The organism is Microbacterium azadirachtae (assembly GCF_000956545.1).
GTDB lineage: Bacteria > Actinomycetota > Actinomycetes > Actinomycetales > Microbacteriaceae > Microbacterium > Microbacterium azadirachtae.
In genome coordinates, this window is record NZ_JYIT01000060.1 from 1 (window position 1) to 14,843 (window position 14,843).

Annotated in this window: 14 protein-coding genes; 10 read left to right on the top strand and 4 right to left on the bottom strand. The window is 66.1% G+C overall.

Going from position 1 to position 14,843, the window contains the following annotated elements:
- Both RL72_RS03855 and RL72_RS03860 read right to left on the bottom strand, forming a co-directional pair.
- Positions 1–1,121 (bottom strand): sensor histidine kinase (locus tag RL72_RS03855; protein WP_156156688.1); only part of this gene is annotated, 1,121 nt, incomplete at its 3' end.
- A gap of 18 nt (positions 1,122–1,139) precedes the next feature.
- Positions 1,140–1,376 (bottom strand): hypothetical protein, encoded by a 237-nt coding sequence (locus RL72_RS03860; protein ID WP_045249502.1) that lies wholly within the window; start codon positions 1,374–1,376, stop codon positions 1,140–1,142.
- 108 nt (positions 1,377–1,484) lie between these two features.
- Here RL72_RS03860 and RL72_RS03865 point away from each other — a divergent pair, with 108 nt between their 5' ends.
- The 7 genes from RL72_RS03865 (at position 1,485) to RL72_RS03895 (ending at position 9,829) form a co-directional block, all read left to right on the top strand.
- Positions 1,485–2,387 (top strand): ABC transporter ATP-binding protein, encoded by a 903-nt coding sequence (locus tag RL72_RS03865; protein WP_045249503.1) that lies wholly within the window; start codon positions 1,485–1,487, stop codon positions 2,385–2,387.
- A complete protein-coding gene (locus RL72_RS03870) occupies positions 2,384–3,109 on the top strand; it encodes an ABC transporter permease (RefSeq protein ID WP_045249504.1) in 726 nt (241 codons plus the stop codon). Before RL72_RS03865 ends, RL72_RS03870 begins: the two co-directional genes overlap by 4 nt.
- Positions 3,110–3,357: 248 nt before the next feature.
- The gene (locus RL72_RS03875; RefSeq protein ID WP_248700365.1) at positions 3,358–4,143 is read left to right on the top strand and encodes a CPBP family intramembrane glutamic endopeptidase; all 786 of its coding nucleotides are present in this window, start codon (positions 3,358–3,360) and stop codon (positions 4,141–4,143) included.
- Positions 4,144–4,254: 111 nt separating this feature from the next.
- Positions 4,255–5,133 (top strand): zinc-binding dehydrogenase, encoded by an 879-nt coding sequence (locus tag RL72_RS03880; protein ID WP_156156689.1) that lies wholly within the window; start codon positions 4,255–4,257, stop codon positions 5,131–5,133.
- Between the two features lie 404 nt (positions 5,134–5,537).
- Positions 5,538–6,314: a DeoR/GlpR family DNA-binding transcription regulator gene (locus tag RL72_RS03885; RefSeq protein WP_045249506.1), complete on the top strand. Its 777-nt coding sequence runs from the start codon at positions 5,538–5,540 to the stop codon at positions 6,312–6,314.
- Positions 6,315–6,452: 138 nt separating this feature from the next.
- Positions 6,453–7,859: a mannitol dehydrogenase family protein gene (locus RL72_RS03890; RefSeq protein ID WP_045249507.1), complete on the top strand. Its 1,407-nt coding sequence runs from the start codon at positions 6,453–6,455 to the stop codon at positions 7,857–7,859.
- 83 nt (positions 7,860–7,942) lie between these two features.
- On the top strand, positions 7,943–9,829 hold the full coding sequence (locus RL72_RS03895; protein WP_045249508.1) for an alpha/beta hydrolase family protein: 1,887 nt from the start codon (positions 7,943–7,945) through the stop codon (positions 9,827–9,829).
- A gap of 222 nt (positions 9,830–10,051) precedes the next feature.
- On the opposite strand, the gene RL72_RS03900 is transcribed toward RL72_RS03895, so the two are convergent.
- Both RL72_RS03900 and RL72_RS19050 read right to left on the bottom strand, forming a co-directional pair.
- Positions 10,052–10,693: a class I SAM-dependent methyltransferase gene (locus tag RL72_RS03900; protein ID WP_045249509.1), complete on the bottom strand. Its 642-nt coding sequence runs from the start codon at positions 10,691–10,693 to the stop codon at positions 10,052–10,054.
- Positions 10,690–11,331, bottom strand: a complete 642-nt coding sequence (locus RL72_RS19050; RefSeq protein WP_211256019.1) for a TetR/AcrR family transcriptional regulator — start codon at positions 11,329–11,331, stop codon at positions 10,690–10,692. Before RL72_RS19050 ends, RL72_RS03900 begins: the two co-directional genes overlap by 4 nt.
- A 71-nt stretch (positions 11,332–11,402) precedes the next feature.
- Here RL72_RS19050 and RL72_RS03910 point away from each other — a divergent pair, with 71 nt between their 5' ends.
- Genes RL72_RS03910 through RL72_RS03920 form a run of 3 tightly spaced genes read left to right on the top strand, consistent with a single transcriptional unit; the run spans position 11,403 to position 14,439 of the window.
- Positions 11,403–12,869, top strand: a complete 1,467-nt coding sequence (locus tag RL72_RS03910; protein WP_045249510.1) for an MDR family MFS transporter — start codon at positions 11,403–11,405, stop codon at positions 12,867–12,869.
- Positions 12,866–13,807 (top strand): NAD(P)/FAD-dependent oxidoreductase, encoded by a 942-nt coding sequence (locus RL72_RS03915; protein ID WP_045249511.1) that lies wholly within the window; start codon positions 12,866–12,868, stop codon positions 13,805–13,807. Before RL72_RS03910 ends, RL72_RS03915 begins: the two co-directional genes overlap by 4 nt.
- Positions 13,804–14,439, top strand: coding sequence for a DsbA family oxidoreductase (locus RL72_RS03920; protein ID WP_045249512.1), 636 nt, complete (start codon positions 13,804–13,806; stop codon positions 14,437–14,439). Before RL72_RS03915 ends, RL72_RS03920 begins: the two co-directional genes overlap by 4 nt.
- Positions 14,440–14,843 lie beyond the last annotated feature (404 nt).

Below are 14,843 nucleotides of genomic sequence, written 5' to 3' on the forward strand. Positions count from 1 at the left end.
GGGGTGGGATGTGTCGCGGGAGTGGTGGCCGTCGTGCGGAAACGGCCGGCATCGCGAGCGACGTCGAGCGCTCCTCCTGCCTCCTCCAGTCGGTGACGGAGGGTGTCCAACCCGCCGAGCGCTGGTAGCGGGCCGGTCTTGGCCCCGTCGTTGAGGATCTCGATGCGGTCGGTGTCGATCGTGATTGTCGCGTGGGTGCTGTGCGCATGGCGCAGGATGTTCGTCGTGGTCTCACGGAGGACCTGTGCGAGCAGTGCGCTCTCGGGATCGCCTATCGGGTTGGTCGTGGTGATCGTCACGGTGATTCCGGCGGCTTCGAGGAGGTTCTTGGCGTTCTCCAGTTCCGAGGCGAGGTTGAGACGGCGCTGCGCGTGGACGAGGTCCTGAGTGCGGGTGATGGTCTCCGCGATGAGGCGCTGCACCTCGTCGAGTTCATGCGTCGCCGCGGCTGCGTCGGAACTCATGAGCTGGCGGGCCAGGGCCGCCTTGAACTTGATGACGTGGAGCGTGTGCCCCTGGATGTCGTGCAGGTCGCCGGCGAAGCGGATCCGTTCCTGGGCGACGGCGAGTTCGGCTTCGGCCTGCTTGGCGCGTTCCAGGGAGAGAAGGATGACGGTGTACCGCTCGACGAGGGCGAGGACGATGTAGATGAACGCCGTCACGGCTGCGGGAACGAGGAGGTACTCCGCTGCGGTGGCGGGAGTGAACGGCACCGTGATGAACGCCAGCGCACCGATCGCCGCAGCGGTCGCGCAGAGACCGAGCACCGCGATCACGCGATGGCGTGGCAACCGGGGCAGGATCATCGCTCCGGCCAGCGAGAACGCGAACACCGCGATCGGGCTGCCGCCGAGAGCCGCGTTCACCCCCCAGCTGGCGGCTGACAACGCCAGCGCCAGGATGCTTCCGTCCGGGTAGCCTTCCGGAGTCCACCGCAGCAGGAGGAACACCGGTGCGAGCAGGCCGAGCGCGACCACCACGCCGTCCCACCATGAGGTGGAGGTCACGGCCACCGCGAGCACCCCTAAAGGGACCACGGCCACGGCGACGGTGAGGATCGTCGCATGCCGGATCCGCCGACGAGTACCGGAGTCCGTCAGCGCACGGCCCTCCTGCGTCAACTGTTCGATGGCTCCATGTTAGGCGGCGTTCTCGCGCTTCTTGATCAGGGCGCCGAGCGCCAGAGACCCCAGCAGCGCGGCCACTTCGATCCCGAAGACGAGGAAGCCGATCCAGTCGTGCTGGACGATGAACGTCTGCCAGTCCTCGGGGAGGAATCGGATGATGTTCGGGTTGTTGCGGCTGGTCAGCAGCAGGAACGAGCTGGGGACGCCGACGACGACGATGGCGATGAGTATGCCTCTGAGAACCTTCATACTCCGAGCCTCATCGGATACGGCGGACGGCAGTAGTGACGCTGTGTCACATGTCCTGGTGACATGGCGGCCCTGACGTCGACCGTCGAGCACTTATGAGATGAAGGCATGAATCCCGTCATCGAGCTTGATCGGCTCTCCGTGCGCTACGGCGGCTTCTCCGCCGTGCACGACGTGTCCTTGCAGGTGTTGCGCGGGGAGCTGTATGCCTTGCTCGGCGCCAACGGTGCGGGCAAGACGTCCACGCTTGAGACGATCGAGGGCCACCGCGCCGCCGATGGAGGCTCCGTGCGCGTGTTCGGGGAAGACCCTCGGCGTCGGCGCGCGGTGCGGCCCCGAACAGGGATCATGCTCCAGAACGGCGGCTTCTCCCCCGAACTGGACGCACGTGAGTCCGTCGAGCTGTTCGGTGCTCTCAGCGGGCGGAAGGACGATGCTGCGAGGGTCCTCGACGCGGTCGGTCTCGGGCATCGCGCGCGAGTGCGGGTCTCCCAGCTGTCGGGTGGAGAGCAGCGGCGTCTCGACTTCGCCACGGCGATCTGGGGTGGACCGGAGCTGATCGTGCTCGACGAACCCACCACCGGGCTCGATGTCAATGCCCGTGACGACCTGTGGGCGGCGGTGGAGGCCCTCCGAAATGAGGGAACGACGTTCCTGCTCACCACCCACTATCTCGAGGAAGCACAGCAGTATGCCGACCGCATCGGTCTGATGCAGAAGGGGAGACTGCAGCTGGAGGGCACCGTCGCCGACATCACCGGTACGTTGCCCGCGCGCATCTCCTTCCGCCTGGCGCCGGACGCCGCAGTCCCGGCCGGTGCGGAACGGTTGCCCGACGACAGCTTCACCGTCCGCACCACCCGGATGCAGGAAGACCTGCACGCCCTGCTGGGTTGGGCTGCCGAGAACGACGTGGAGCTGCAGGCGCTGGAGGCCGGATCGCCGCGGCTCGACGACGTGCTCCGCTCGATCGCCGACCACCAGCCCGAACGAGACGAGGAGGAGCGATGACCTTCACCATCGCGGCGAGCGAACTGAAGCAGATCACCCGTAACACGTCCGTCCTGATCGGCGCGACAGCGATCCCGCTCGGCACGAGCGCGCTGTTGATCCTCGGACGCGACAGCTACCGGGACTTTCCCACCGGGCTCGGCTTCGCCGTCGGGGTGATGATGGTGTCGATCGCAGCGCTCGGCCTGTACGTCACCGCCGTCACGACCCTCGCGGCCCGGCGTCAGACACTTTTCCTGAAACGCCTCCGCTCCACGGCAGCCAGCGACACCGGCATCCTCACGGGACTCCTCGCACCGCCTGTGGTCATCAGCGCCATTCAGGTGAGCATCGTGCTCGTCGTCCTCGCGTGGATCACCGAAGGCCCCGCCGATCCCCTCCTGCTCGCACTCTCAGCAGTGCTCCTGATCACCCTCATGCTCGCCCTCGCCCTCGCGACAGTCGGAGTGACTCGGTCCCCCGAACATGCCCAGATCACGACCCTCCCGATCACGCTCGGCGCGATCGGGCTCGCGATGTGGATCGGGCTCACCGGTACGGACGAGCTCCCACTCGTGAAAGCACTCCTGCCCACCGGCGCGACGACCCAGCTCAGCATCAACGCCTGGAACGGCGGCACCCCACTCGACCAGAACCTGCTCCTGCTGCTCCCGACGCTGGGCTGGATCGCCGCCGCACTCCTCATGACAAAGATCACCTTCCACTGGGAACCACGGCACTGATACCCCGCCCCACGTCCGACGACGGACAAACATCCCCTCCGCACAACACCCGATCGAGAAGCGAAAGCAACATGACACACGACCCAGCCACCACGTCATCCCCCGCAGGCTCTTCGGCGAGAGCCGCCCGACTCGCACCCCGTCCGATCCCGCCTGGAGTGGAGTATCAGCGCGTCCTCGTCAGCGACAAACGCCGCATCGGACGGGGCGTCCTGGCGATCATCCTGCTCGTCGGCGGAATGTTCGGCATGACTCTCGGGGCAGTGCAGATCGCGTTCCGCGTCGACGCCGCACTGGGGCTCAGCGGATACACCGCGAGCATCCACGTCGCAGCGATGCTCCCCATCGCACTACTGATCCCGTGGAGCATGCTGATCCAACGATGGCTATACGGAGTTCGAGCCGCCTCACTGACCTCCGTGCTGAACGTTTTCCGCACCGCTGTCTTCGGCAAGGCGGTTCTGATCGTCGTGCCGCTGTGGGCGATCAACCTCGTCGTCTCCAACCTCGTGATGGACAACGCCACGACCACCTGGTCGACGGTCAGCCTGGCCTCCGTCTTCCTCGTCACACTCCTCCTGACGCCGCTGCAGGCCGCAGGAGAGGAGTACGGATACCGTGGCCTCGTCTTCCGCGTCGCCGCGAGCTGGGCGACAGGCCCGCGAACCGCCCTGCTGCTCGGTGTCGCTGTGTCCAGCATCGTCTTCGCCGTGGTCCATTTCTCGACCGACCCCTGGGTCAACCTCTACTACCTCGTCTTCGCATCCACCCTCGCGATCATCACCTGGAGAAGCGGTGGACTCGAGATCGGCATCGTCATCCACGCGGTGAACAACACCATCGGCTTCCTCTTCCTGCTCGTCATCCACGCGGACTTCACCGCGGCGAATGACCGCTCCGATGGGGTCGGATCCGCGATCATGCTCCTCCCCTGCGTGTTGCACATCGCCATCACTGCATGGGTCTGGTGGCAGACCCGGAGTTCCGGGCCGGCCCTCACCCCCGGTGACGGACAAGACCCTCGTGCGGAATAGGGTCCAGGTGCCGCAGGTTGCAGGAGAACGGCGACGGCCGGGACCGGAAGGACCAGAATGCGGGCATGGATAACGACTCCGGACACACCTGGAGGATTGACCCTGAGCGAGGTGGCAGACCCCTCCCCGCTTCCGCACGAACTGCTGGTGCGTGTCGAGGCGTTCGCCCCGAATCCCGGTGATCTTGCGGCCCTCCCGGGCGCCCCCGCAGGGTCGATACCCGGGTGGGACGGAGCAGGCGTCGTGCTCCAGGCCGCCGCCGACGGCGCAGGGCCACAGGTCGGAGATCGCGTGCTCTTCCTCGGGCTCGGCGCCCGCGGCTGGGCGCAACACCGCGCCGTACCCCACGCAACCACCGCCGCCGCCCCGTCCGACGCGGCCTGGGAGCACCTCGCGACACTCCCCATTCCAGCGACCAGCGCCTTACGCGCCCTGCGGAAGCTCGGCTCCGTCCTCGGCCGACGCATCCTGATCGTGGGAGCCACGAGCGCCGTCGGGAGGATCGCCGTGCAGCTCGCCGCGCACTCCGGCGCGCACGTCGTCGCCGTCGCGCGTGACGAGAGCCAGCACGCCGAACTCCGACGTCTCGGCGCCCACGAAACGCACAAGGCTCTCACCTCGGTGACATCTCGCGTCCACGGAGCCATCGACATGATCGGCGGCCAACACCTCGTCAACGCATACGCCCTCCTCGAACCCGGCGCCACCGTCATCGCACTCGGCCACTCATCCGGCGCCGACGAGCACTTCCCCTACGGCGCCTTCATCGCCGACCCCACGACATCCGCCCGTTCGATCACGAGCTTCTTCCTCGGGTCAGAGACCGGTCTCGCCGACGAGATGGCCTACCTCGCGGCCGACAAGGACCTCCAGATCGGCGACGTCGACACCCGCGCCTGGACCGAGCTCGCGACCTGGATCGTCCAGGGAGCACCCCGACCGTCACGGAGAGTCGTCTTCCGTGTGGACCATGCTGACTCCTACGGCTGACCTTTCCCGAACACCCATAGGCAGGGCGCAGGGTGCGGACGGTCGACGCTTCTTTCAGTCCCTGAGGAAATACGACTGATCGATAGTCTGCGGTTCGATGTGCTGCCTGCTTGCAGCGCTGTCGTCGCCGGCGCACCCACACCGCCGCCAAGCATTTCGTGCGAGCACGCGTGCAGAGTCTGGCCTTGAATTTGTCACACGCTTCGATGAACTTGCCCGGTGGTCCAGCGCGACAGGTCGCTGGAGAGGAACTGGGCGGGGTCAGCGGTGTCCACCGACGCCGCGAGGCGGCCTTGCGTGAGGGAATTGCGGTGACCAGGACGCGACTGCGTTCAGGCGGACGCCATGCTGTTGGGCGTTGCCGGGCTACAGGGCGTTCGGTCGGCGGCGACTAGGCTGGCCGGGTGGTTGAGAGTGTTCGGTCGCCGCGGGGACGGCGGCACCAGATTCTGGACGTCGTGCGCAGCAATGGGGACATCGACGTCGCACAGCTGGCGACTCTCCTCACCGTGTCCGTCGAGACGGTGAGGCGGGATCTCGCTGCTTTGGAGGGCCAGGGGCTTGTTCGGCGCAGTTACGGGAAGGTGTCTGCGGTCGAAAGTGGGGCGTTCGAGACGTCGCTCGCGGCGCGGGAGTTAATCAACCCGCAGGAGAAGATCTTTATCGCCGACGCGATCGTGGAACACCTTGGGACCGCGCAGACGATCTTCCTCGATGAGGGCGTTCAAATGCTGTTCGTCGCGGAGCGGCTACCGTTGGAGTATCCGCTAACTGTTGTCACGTCGTCGCTGCCGATTGCGACGCTGCTGGCCGGGCGGGTGAACACGCAGGTCATCATGTTGGGTGGGCGAGTCCGCGGAAACACGCTCGGGGTCGTGGATGCCTGGACTGTCGAGCTTCTTGGCCGCCTCAACATCGACCTGGCGATCATCGGCGCGAACGGCGTCTCTATCGAAAGCGGCATGACCACGCCCGACCCCTCTGTCGCGGCAATCAAGTCGGCCGCAATCCGTCGCGCGACGCGGGCTGTCTTCGTCGGCGCTCACCACAAGTTCGGGCGGCGCACGTTCGTGACGTTCGCGCAGCTGAACGAGTTTGAAGTGGTTCTCACCGGCCGGGAACTCGGGGCCTCGGCGGCCCGACGTTTCAGTGATGCGGGTGCGCCAATACGCCTCGTGTGAGCACTCGTCACGTCTCCTAAACCGGGCATGAACCGGGCAAACACTGCCTCAAATCGGGTGGATTCGCCCGTACGAGTGCGTGCTTCCATGGAAGCCAGCCTGCCCGGCGCTTCCCTCTGACGTCAATGGAGACGACGTATGACCACTCTTCACCCCATCGACTACGACCGATCGAGATTGGGAGTGGGCATCGTCCACTTCGGTGTCGGCAACTTCCATCGGGCACACCAGGCGCTGTACCTTGACGAGCTCGCCTCACGCGGCCTCGCCGACGGGTGGGGTATCTGCGGAGTGGGCGTGCTGCCCGCCGACGCGGTCATGCGGGATGCTCTCGCTGCCGGCGATGGCGTCTACACCCTCGTCGAGCAGCATCCCTCCGGTGAGCGGGCAGCGCGGCAGGTCGGCTCGATCAGCCGATACCTCTTCGCGCCGGAGGAACTCGACGAGGTCCTCCGGGTGCTCGCCGCGCCGGAGACGAGGATCGTGACGCTCACCATCACGGAGGGCGGATACGCCGCGGCGGACTCGGCGGTTCATCTCTCTGTTTTCGATATCGTCATCCGCGGGCTCGAACGCCGCCGCGCCGCCGGCGTCGAGCCGTTCGCGGTCGTGTCGTGCGACAACCTGCCCGAGAACGGGCAGGTTGCGCGCCGTGCTTTCGTCTCGGCCGCAAGCCGCTTGTCGTCTGAGCTCGCGGCGTGGGTGGACAGCGCGGTCCCGTTCCCGAGCACGATGGTCGACCGCATTACGCCCGCGACGACCGATGAGCACCGGGCCATTGCCCGGAAGGAGTTCGGTGCCACCGACGCGTGGCCGGTGCTCTCAGAGAGCTTCCGCCAGTGGGTGATCGAGGACACATTCCCCGCCGGGCGTCCCCCGCTCGAAGAGGTCGGCGTGCAACTCGTCGACGACGTTCACCCGTACGAGCTCGCCAAGCTGCGCATCCTCAACGCGGGACACCAAGCGCTCGCCTACTTCGGTCTTCTCGCCGGCTACCGGTATGCGCACGAAGCCGCCACCGATCCCGTGATCCGCGATGCCGTCTCGGCCTACATGGTCGAGGCGCAAGTCACGCTCAATCCGGTCATCGACCTGGACGCCTACCGCGAGCAGACCCTGGAGAGATTCGCGAATCCGCACGTGCGCGACACCCTCGCACGGCTCGCGACGGACGGCGTAGACCGCGTCACCACGTTCCTTTTGCCCGTCCTGCGCGACCGACGCCAACGCGGGCTGTCCTCCCCGCGGAGTGTGGCGATCCTCGCTGCGTGGGCGCGATACCTGCGGCTCGCGACCGGCCCCGACACAGCGTTGCCGTTCACGGACCGCCGAGCGGACGAGGTGGCCCTCGCTGTCGCGGACCTCGAGCGCAGCATCCCCGCCTTCCTCTCACGTGAGGCCTGGTTCGGCGACCTCGCGATGGACGCCGAGGCCGTCGCGGCACTGGCGAAGGACATCGATCTGATCGCGAACGAAGCAAACGTGCAGCTCGCGCTCCACCGCATCGAGGACGCCGCCCGCGCCGCTGAGGGGGTCACCCGATGAGCCAGGAGAAGACATCCGTCAACGCAAGACGGTGGACCACGTCGTGGACGTGGCTCAGGAATACTCATAGAACTCCCGGTGTGATGCTGGTGGTCGCGCTTGTGATCTGTCTCGGCAGCTCGTTGCTCGCGAGCGGCGTCACGTCCGGCTGGGGCGCGGTCAAGGTCGACAATCTACGAGTCGAGACCCAGTCCGGTCACCTCCTGGCCGCTCAACTCCTGGTCCCGGAATCCGCCTCCGCGCAGGAACCGGCACCCGCCATCGTCGCCACTCACGGGTGGAGCGACAACGCGGAGCTTCAGGAGTCCTTCTTCATCGAGTACGCGCGCCGCGGGTTTGTCGTGATCGCAATCGACATGTACTCGCACGGGGATTCGGAAGTGGTCGGGTCACAGGCCTTCTGGGATGAGGATAACGGAGCCAACGGCACCTACGACGCGGTGAAGTACCTCGCAACCCTGCCTTATGTCGACACCCGTCGAATCGGCGTCACCGGACACTCCAACGGGGCATGGTCATGCAACGTGGCCGTGTTGATGGACAACGAGGCGGAAACGCCGTTGATCTCCGCGGTGTTCCTGGTCAATAACGATGCGATCTACACGGCGGCCGAGTCCGTGAATTCCCCGGACGCCGGCTACACGGACCTCTATCGCTTCGGAAAGTACCTGGACGCCACCGACACGGATTACACGAATGTCTACGGCGATCGCGACGTCGGCGTCGTCGCGTCCCAGCACGACTTCCTGTTCCATCGAACCGTTCAAGAGGACGGGACCCTCACCTCCCCCGTCGATTTCATCGAGCAGCCGGTGGCGCAGTCATTCCTGTACTTCGGACAGGATCCCACCGGGCGAGAGCCCCGCGCCAGCAACACCATGTATACCGAATCGGTCGATGGCGAGCATGCCATCCGTGCGATCTACAACCCCGACCTAGTGCACACGCAAGGGTTCATCTCGACGAGTGTGGTGGCCAGCGGGGTCGAGTTCTTCGAGGCCGCGCTGAATCCGCCCCATCCTCTTCCGGGCGACAACCAGGTCTGGCCGTGGAAAGTGCTCCTCAGCACGCTGGGTGTCATCGGGCTCCTGTTGTTCTTCACCTCGTTCATCCTGGTGATGCTGAGGACGCGGTTGTTCGGCGTGCTCCGGACCAACGAGGAAGTCCTGCCGCTACCGGCCACGAAGGTCGGCAAGAGGTGGCTATGGGGAGGTCTCATCGCGGCAGGAGTCTTCGGGGCACTGAGCTATCCCGTCGCGTGGGTTCTCGGCATCGCTCTGCGCCCGGGGTTCATAGCCCAAGAACGGTCATGGACCCTGGGGCTGTGGGCACTGGCGAACGGGCTGTTCGTCTTGCTCCTTCTGTGGCGCTACTACCGGAAGCACGGGAAGGCCAACGGACCCGACCTGCGCAAGAGCGGAGTCCTGCTCGACCGCACGAAGTGGGGCAAGACCATCCTGCTGGGACTGCTCGCTCCCACCGCGGTCTACGCGATCGTGTTCGTCACGTCCTACCTGTTCAACGTGGATTACCACACGTGGATCCTGTTCAGCTTCCGGACCTTCAACGCCGACAAGCTCGCCACGATGGCAATCATCTTCCCCCTCATGCTGTTCTTCTACATCATCAACTCGATCGCAGTGAACGTCTTCAACAACATCTCCATCGGCAGAAGGCCCTGGGTGAACACCCTCATCGTGACGGTGTTCAACCCGCTCGGACCAGTGCTCTTCTTCCTAGTGACCTACGGCTACTTCTACACCACCGGACTCATGCCGTTCGACCAGCTCGGATGGGGCATCAGCACAATGGGCGGATGGCTGATCTCCGTCGTGGCGGTCCTCACGGTCGCAGCCTTCTTGTCCCGCGTCATCTACCGGCACACACGCAACCCGTACATTCACGCCATCGCGTTCTCAGCCATGATCACCGTCATGACGTGCAGCAACGCTCTCACCGTGCAGACCTGATCGAGACGGCGCCGCAGCAGGCTGCGTGAGACCCTACCGGCACACCGCGTCGTATTTCCGCCTCTAGGGAGAGGCAGGGAGGCATGGCCACCGAGCGTGGACGCGTCAAGCGTTCCAGGTGGTTTCGCCGCAATCCCCCTGCATCTTCGGTCGAGCATTGCCAGCTTGACCGGAGATTCAGTGGAATCGGCAAGGGCAGCCGGTGTCTGGAGGATGACGGGCTCAGCGGTCGCCAGTGGGCGATGGGGCCGGTCTTCTTTGGGCGCGGATGATGACGTCTGCAAGCGCGACGGGGGCGTCACCGTGCGGGCGGACAACGCGTTCGCGGATCTCGGCGGTGTGCACGACCCATTCCCCCGGATCGAGGAGGTTCCGTACCTGCTCCGGCGTGGCGACCGCGTTCTCCGGGTGCATGTGACCGTCACTGTGTGAGCCGTGATGGCAGTGGCCGACGATGAGGAGGGTCCCGTGCGGTGCGACCCATTCGGAGATGCGTTTGTAGAAGGCGAGCTGCGGCATCGTGGGGTGGGCGTAGAACGTTGTCACGAGGTCAACGGACTGGTCGGGTTCCCACTCGGTGAGGTCCGCTTCGATCCAGGTGACCGAACCGCCTCCGGTTCCTAAGGAGGTGCTGGCGGCGGCGCGGGTGACGGCGTGTGCGGAGATGTCGACCGCGGTGACGGCCCATCCGTGCGCAGCGAGCCAGGTTGCCTCGGCGCCTTCACCGCTGCCAGCATCGATGGCTGTTCCAGGACGCAGGTCCGTGAGCTCGGCGCTCAGCGCGGGATGCGCGGGAAGGCCGCTCGAGCCGTGCGTACCGTCCCAGTGGCTCTCCCAGTAGTTCTTGTCAAACTCGTGGTTCATCGTGCGGTCGTTTCATTGGCGCGGACAAGAGCTGCCCGGACGCGCTTGTAGACGTCGCCGAGGACCGGCGGCGAGGCGGACGGGGCTTGGTCGGCGCAGCGCACCCATTCGTCGAAAGTGAGTCGCATCCCGAGCACGAAGCTCTCCGCGACCGCGTGCGCGTCCAGTGAGTCCATGCCGGGGCCGTTGGCGAGGGCTGCGGCGATGTGCTCGGTGAGCCGGGCGTCGCGTTCCAGCCCTGCTGCGAGGAGCGGCGGGTTGTCTCGCATCAGGCGACGCACCCGGAGGAACAGGTCGCGTCCTTCGTGGTCGGTGTCGAAGACCGCTGTCATCTTCTCCCATGCGATCTCCAGCTGACGCAGCGGGCCGGATCTGGAGGTACGCTCTGCGGCCGCGACCAACTCCGCATCCACACCCGCATCGTCGAGGAGGACCGCAGCCTCCTTAGTAGCGCAATGCCGGAAGAACGTGGTGCGGGAGATGCCCGCGGCTGCGGCGATGTCTTCGATGGTGGTCGCCGCGAACCCCTTGCGCTCGAACAACTCGACGGTGGTGAACGCGATCATGCGAGTCAGTTCGCGCCGACGTCGCTCGCGCAGATCGGGCGCTGGTGCCTGAGTTGGGGAATAGGAGGTCACGCTGCTAGGTTAGCATGTTGTACCTACTCGGTACTGAGTACCATCTCAATACTTGATGCCTAGGAGCTTCGATGACCACCGCGCCCACGCGTACTACCCCACCGGCTGTCCCACTGAGAACCGGACCCGCGATCGCCCTGTTGCTGGTCTCCGCATTCGTCGTCGTATTGAACGAGACGGCCATGGGGGTGTCGATCCCGCACATCATGGACGGTTTCGGCGTCTCCGCCGCCTCCGCCCAATGGTTGACGACCGCGTTCATGCTGACGATGGCGGTGGTCATCCCGATCACGGGCGTGCTGTTGCAGCGATTCCCGCTGCGCCGCAACTTCTTCACCGCGATGGGGCTCTTCACGGTGGGGACCGCGATCGCCGCGTTCGCACCCGAATTCGAGGTGCTGCTGGCCGCGCGGGTCGTGCAGGCGCTGGGCACGGCGATCATGCTGCCGATGCTGTTCACGACCGTGATGCAGTTGGTCAAGCCCGAGCACCGGGGCCGCACGATGGGGCTGGTCACGATCGTCACCGCGGCCGCCCCGGCCCTGGGCCCCACGGTGTCGGGCGTGATCGTGTCGTCACTGGGATGGCGGTGGGTGTTCATCATCGTTCTCCCGATCGCCGTGCTCGCGATCGTCGCCGGGGCCGTGTGGCTGCGGAACGTGACCCCGACGGTGCTCGCCCGGTTCGACGTCCTCTCTGTGCTGATGTCTGCGGTCGGGTTCTCCGCCCTCATCTATGGTCTGGCGAGCATCGGCGAACAGGCCGAGCGCGGGGGTGGTCTGCCGTCCTGGATCCCGATCTTCGTCGGCGTCGTCGTCCTGACCGGGCTGGTGGCACGGCAACTTGCGCTGCGCGACACCGACCGAGTGCTGCTGGATGTCCGCGTGTTCGCCGATCGCCTGTTCACCATGTCGACGATCACGATCGTGATCGTCTCCATCGCACTGTTCGGGTCGCTGATCCTGCTGCCGCTCTACATCCAGCAAGTGCTCGGTGAGCCCGCCTACGTCTCCGGCCTCATGCTGCTGCCCGGCGGGGTCCTCTCCGGCGTGCTGGCGCCGTTCGTCGGCATGGCCTACGACAAGGTCGGCCCCCGCGCCCTCATCCTCCCCGGAGCGATCGTCGTCACCGGCGCGATGGCCGCGTTCTCCACCCTCGGGACGGATACCCCCGTGTGGCTAGTCATCGGCATGCACATGCTGCTCAGCGTTGGCGCCGCGATGATGATGACCCCGCTGATGACCACCGCGCTCGGCGCGGTAACCCCGAAGCTCTACCCGCACGCCAGCGCCATCGTGAACACCCTGCAACAGGTTTCCGGCGCTGCCGGCACCGCCCTGTTCATCACGCTGTTCACTGTCGCCGCCACCGCCAGCGCCGGCGAGAACCCGCTCACCGCCCTCGCCGGCGGGGTGGGCACCGCATTCGGTGTCGGCGCGGTAATCAGCGCCGCCGGAATCATCCTCGCGCTGTTCCTGCGCAAGCCACCCGCCCCCGCCATGCCGGCAGAGGCTGACCAGAAGGAGGTCGCCGTATGAGCACCATCGAGACCGAGATCGTCGTCGTGGGCGGCGGGCCCGCCGGCCTGTCCGCGGCACTCACCCTCTCTCGCGCGCGTCGCCGCATCATCGTCATCGACAACGGCGAGCCCCGCAACGCCCCCGCACTGGGCGCGCATGGCCTCCTCGGTCAGGAAGGCATCAGCCCGTTCGAACTGCTGCGGAAGGGGCGTGAGGAGGTCACCTCATACGGTGGCCAGGTCATCACCGGCCGGGTCACCGATGCCCGCGCCGAAGGAAACGGCTTCCGTGTCCGCACCGACGCCGGCCACGACGTCACCGCACGCACGGTGCTGCTTGCCACCGGCACCCGCGACAATCTGCCCGATATCCCCGGCTTGGCTGCGCGATGGGGCAAGGACGTCATCCACTGCCCCTACTGCCACGGCTGGGAAGTTCGCGATCAGCGCGTCGGCGTCCTCGCCACCGGACCGATATCCGCACTACAAGCACTGATGTTCAGCCAGTGGAGTTCGGATGTGCGGTTCTTCCCCCAAGGACTGGACTACAGTGTCGCAGACCTCGCGAAGCTCTCAGCGACCGGCATCCGCGTCGACACGCGCACCATCACCGGCATAGACACCGACGAGGACCACCTCGCCGGGGTGCACCTCGAGGACGGATCCACCTTCCCGCTCGACGCACTGGTCGTCCCCACCTCCACAACCGCGCGTCTGGACGGCCTCGATGGCCTCGGAGTCGAAGTCAGCGAATCCCCGGCCGGCACCGCCGTGGCTGTCGACACCGCCGGCCACACCAGCGTGCCCGGCGTGTGGGCGGCCGGGAACCTCACCCAACCCGCCACCCAGGTCAGCGAAGCCGCCGCCGACGGGACTCGGGTGGCGAGAAACATCAACACAGAGCTGATCTTCCAAGACGCCGACCGCGCCGTGGCCGAAACGGAGAACAACCGATGAACGCCACCACACCCATCCGCGTCGACGTATGGGCCGACGTGCAATGCATCTGGTGCTACATCTCCAGCGCCCGGCTACGCACCGCCATCGGACGCCACCTCGGCCCCGTCGAGATCGTCCACCACTCGTTCCAGCTCTCCCCCGACGCACCCGTCGACATCGACCGTGACGCGCACATCCGCAGCCACAACATGGACCCCGCCCGGATGCAGCAGATCAAGACCCAGCTGGCACAGCTCATTGCCGAGGAAGGACTCCCCTACGACCCCGACCGCACCCAGCCGACCAACTCCCACCAAGCGCTCGAGCTGCTCCACCATGCCGGCACGCTTGGGAAACGAGCGGAACTGATGCAGCGGCTCTTCGAGGCGTACTTCGCTGAAGGCCGACACATCGGCCACGCCGACGAACTCCTCAAGCTCGCCGAAGAGATCGGCCTCGACAGGGTTATGGCCGCGGCCGTGCTCGCGGATCGGCGTTACGCGGCCGCCGTGGACAGTGACAGCAATCACGCCCGTCAGCTCGGTGCCCGCGGGGTGCCGTTCTACGTCATCAACAACAGAATCGGGCTATCCGGAGCGCAGCCCGTGGAACAGTTCCTCGCCGCATTCGACCAGGCCCGCCGCGCATGAGTGGGGAGGCAGAGCTGTGCGAAGACGGCATATGCATGCTACCGATCTCCACCGCCCCGCAACCACGCGACAAGTCCGCGATGCTCGCAGCGCCGAAGACGGATCTGCCGCCGGGGAAGTCTCCGTTCCAAGCGAGGAAGGAAGGATAGGTGTTGGCACCGAGACAATGACTTCCCTGGGGTGTGGAGGAGCAAGAGCAGCGAGCTGAGAACCCCGCGCGATGCCCAAGCCCCGATCTTGTCAAAGGAGTGCCCGCCGCCAAGCCCGAGCCTGTCCAGGTCGCCAGGTAGATCGACTCTCCAGGCGGGCCGCAGCGCCAAGAGGTAGATACTCAGATGGAAAGCAACCGTAGGCGGCAATCTCGGTGCAGCCAGCCACGGGCGCGCTCCCTTGCGCCCGCGCGT

Bases quoted from the DNA above. Each gene is read 5' to 3' on its own strand.
- RL72_RS03870 (WP_045249504.1), top strand. From the start codon at position 2,384: ATGACCTTCACCATCGCGGCGAGCGAACTGAAGCAGATCACCCGTAAC.
- RL72_RS03895 (WP_045249508.1), top strand. From the start codon at position 7,943: ATGCTGGTGGTCGCGCTTGTGATCTGTCTCGGCAGCTCGTTGCTCGCG.
- RL72_RS03860 (WP_045249502.1), bottom strand. From the start codon at position 1,376: ATGAAGGTTCTCAGAGGCATACTCATCGCCATCGTCGTCGTCGGCGTC.
- RL72_RS03890 (WP_045249507.1), top strand. From the start codon at position 6,453: ATGACCACTCTTCACCCCATCGACTACGACCGATCGAGATTGGGAGTG.
- RL72_RS03900 (WP_045249509.1), bottom strand. From the start codon at position 10,693: ATGAACCACGAGTTTGACAAGAACTACTGGGAGAGCCACTGGGACGGT.
- RL72_RS03875 (WP_248700365.1), top strand. From the start codon at position 3,358: ATGACTCTCGGGGCAGTGCAGATCGCGTTCCGCGTCGACGCCGCACTG.
- RL72_RS03915 (WP_045249511.1), top strand. From the start codon at position 12,866: ATGAGCACCATCGAGACCGAGATCGTCGTCGTGGGCGGCGGGCCCGCC.
- RL72_RS03920 (WP_045249512.1), top strand. From the start codon at position 13,804: ATGAACGCCACCACACCCATCCGCGTCGACGTATGGGCCGACGTGCAA.
- RL72_RS03910 (WP_045249510.1), top strand. From the start codon at position 11,403: ATGACCACCGCGCCCACGCGTACTACCCCACCGGCTGTCCCACTGAGA.
- RL72_RS03865 (WP_045249503.1), top strand. From the start codon at position 1,485: ATGAATCCCGTCATCGAGCTTGATCGGCTCTCCGTGCGCTACGGCGGC.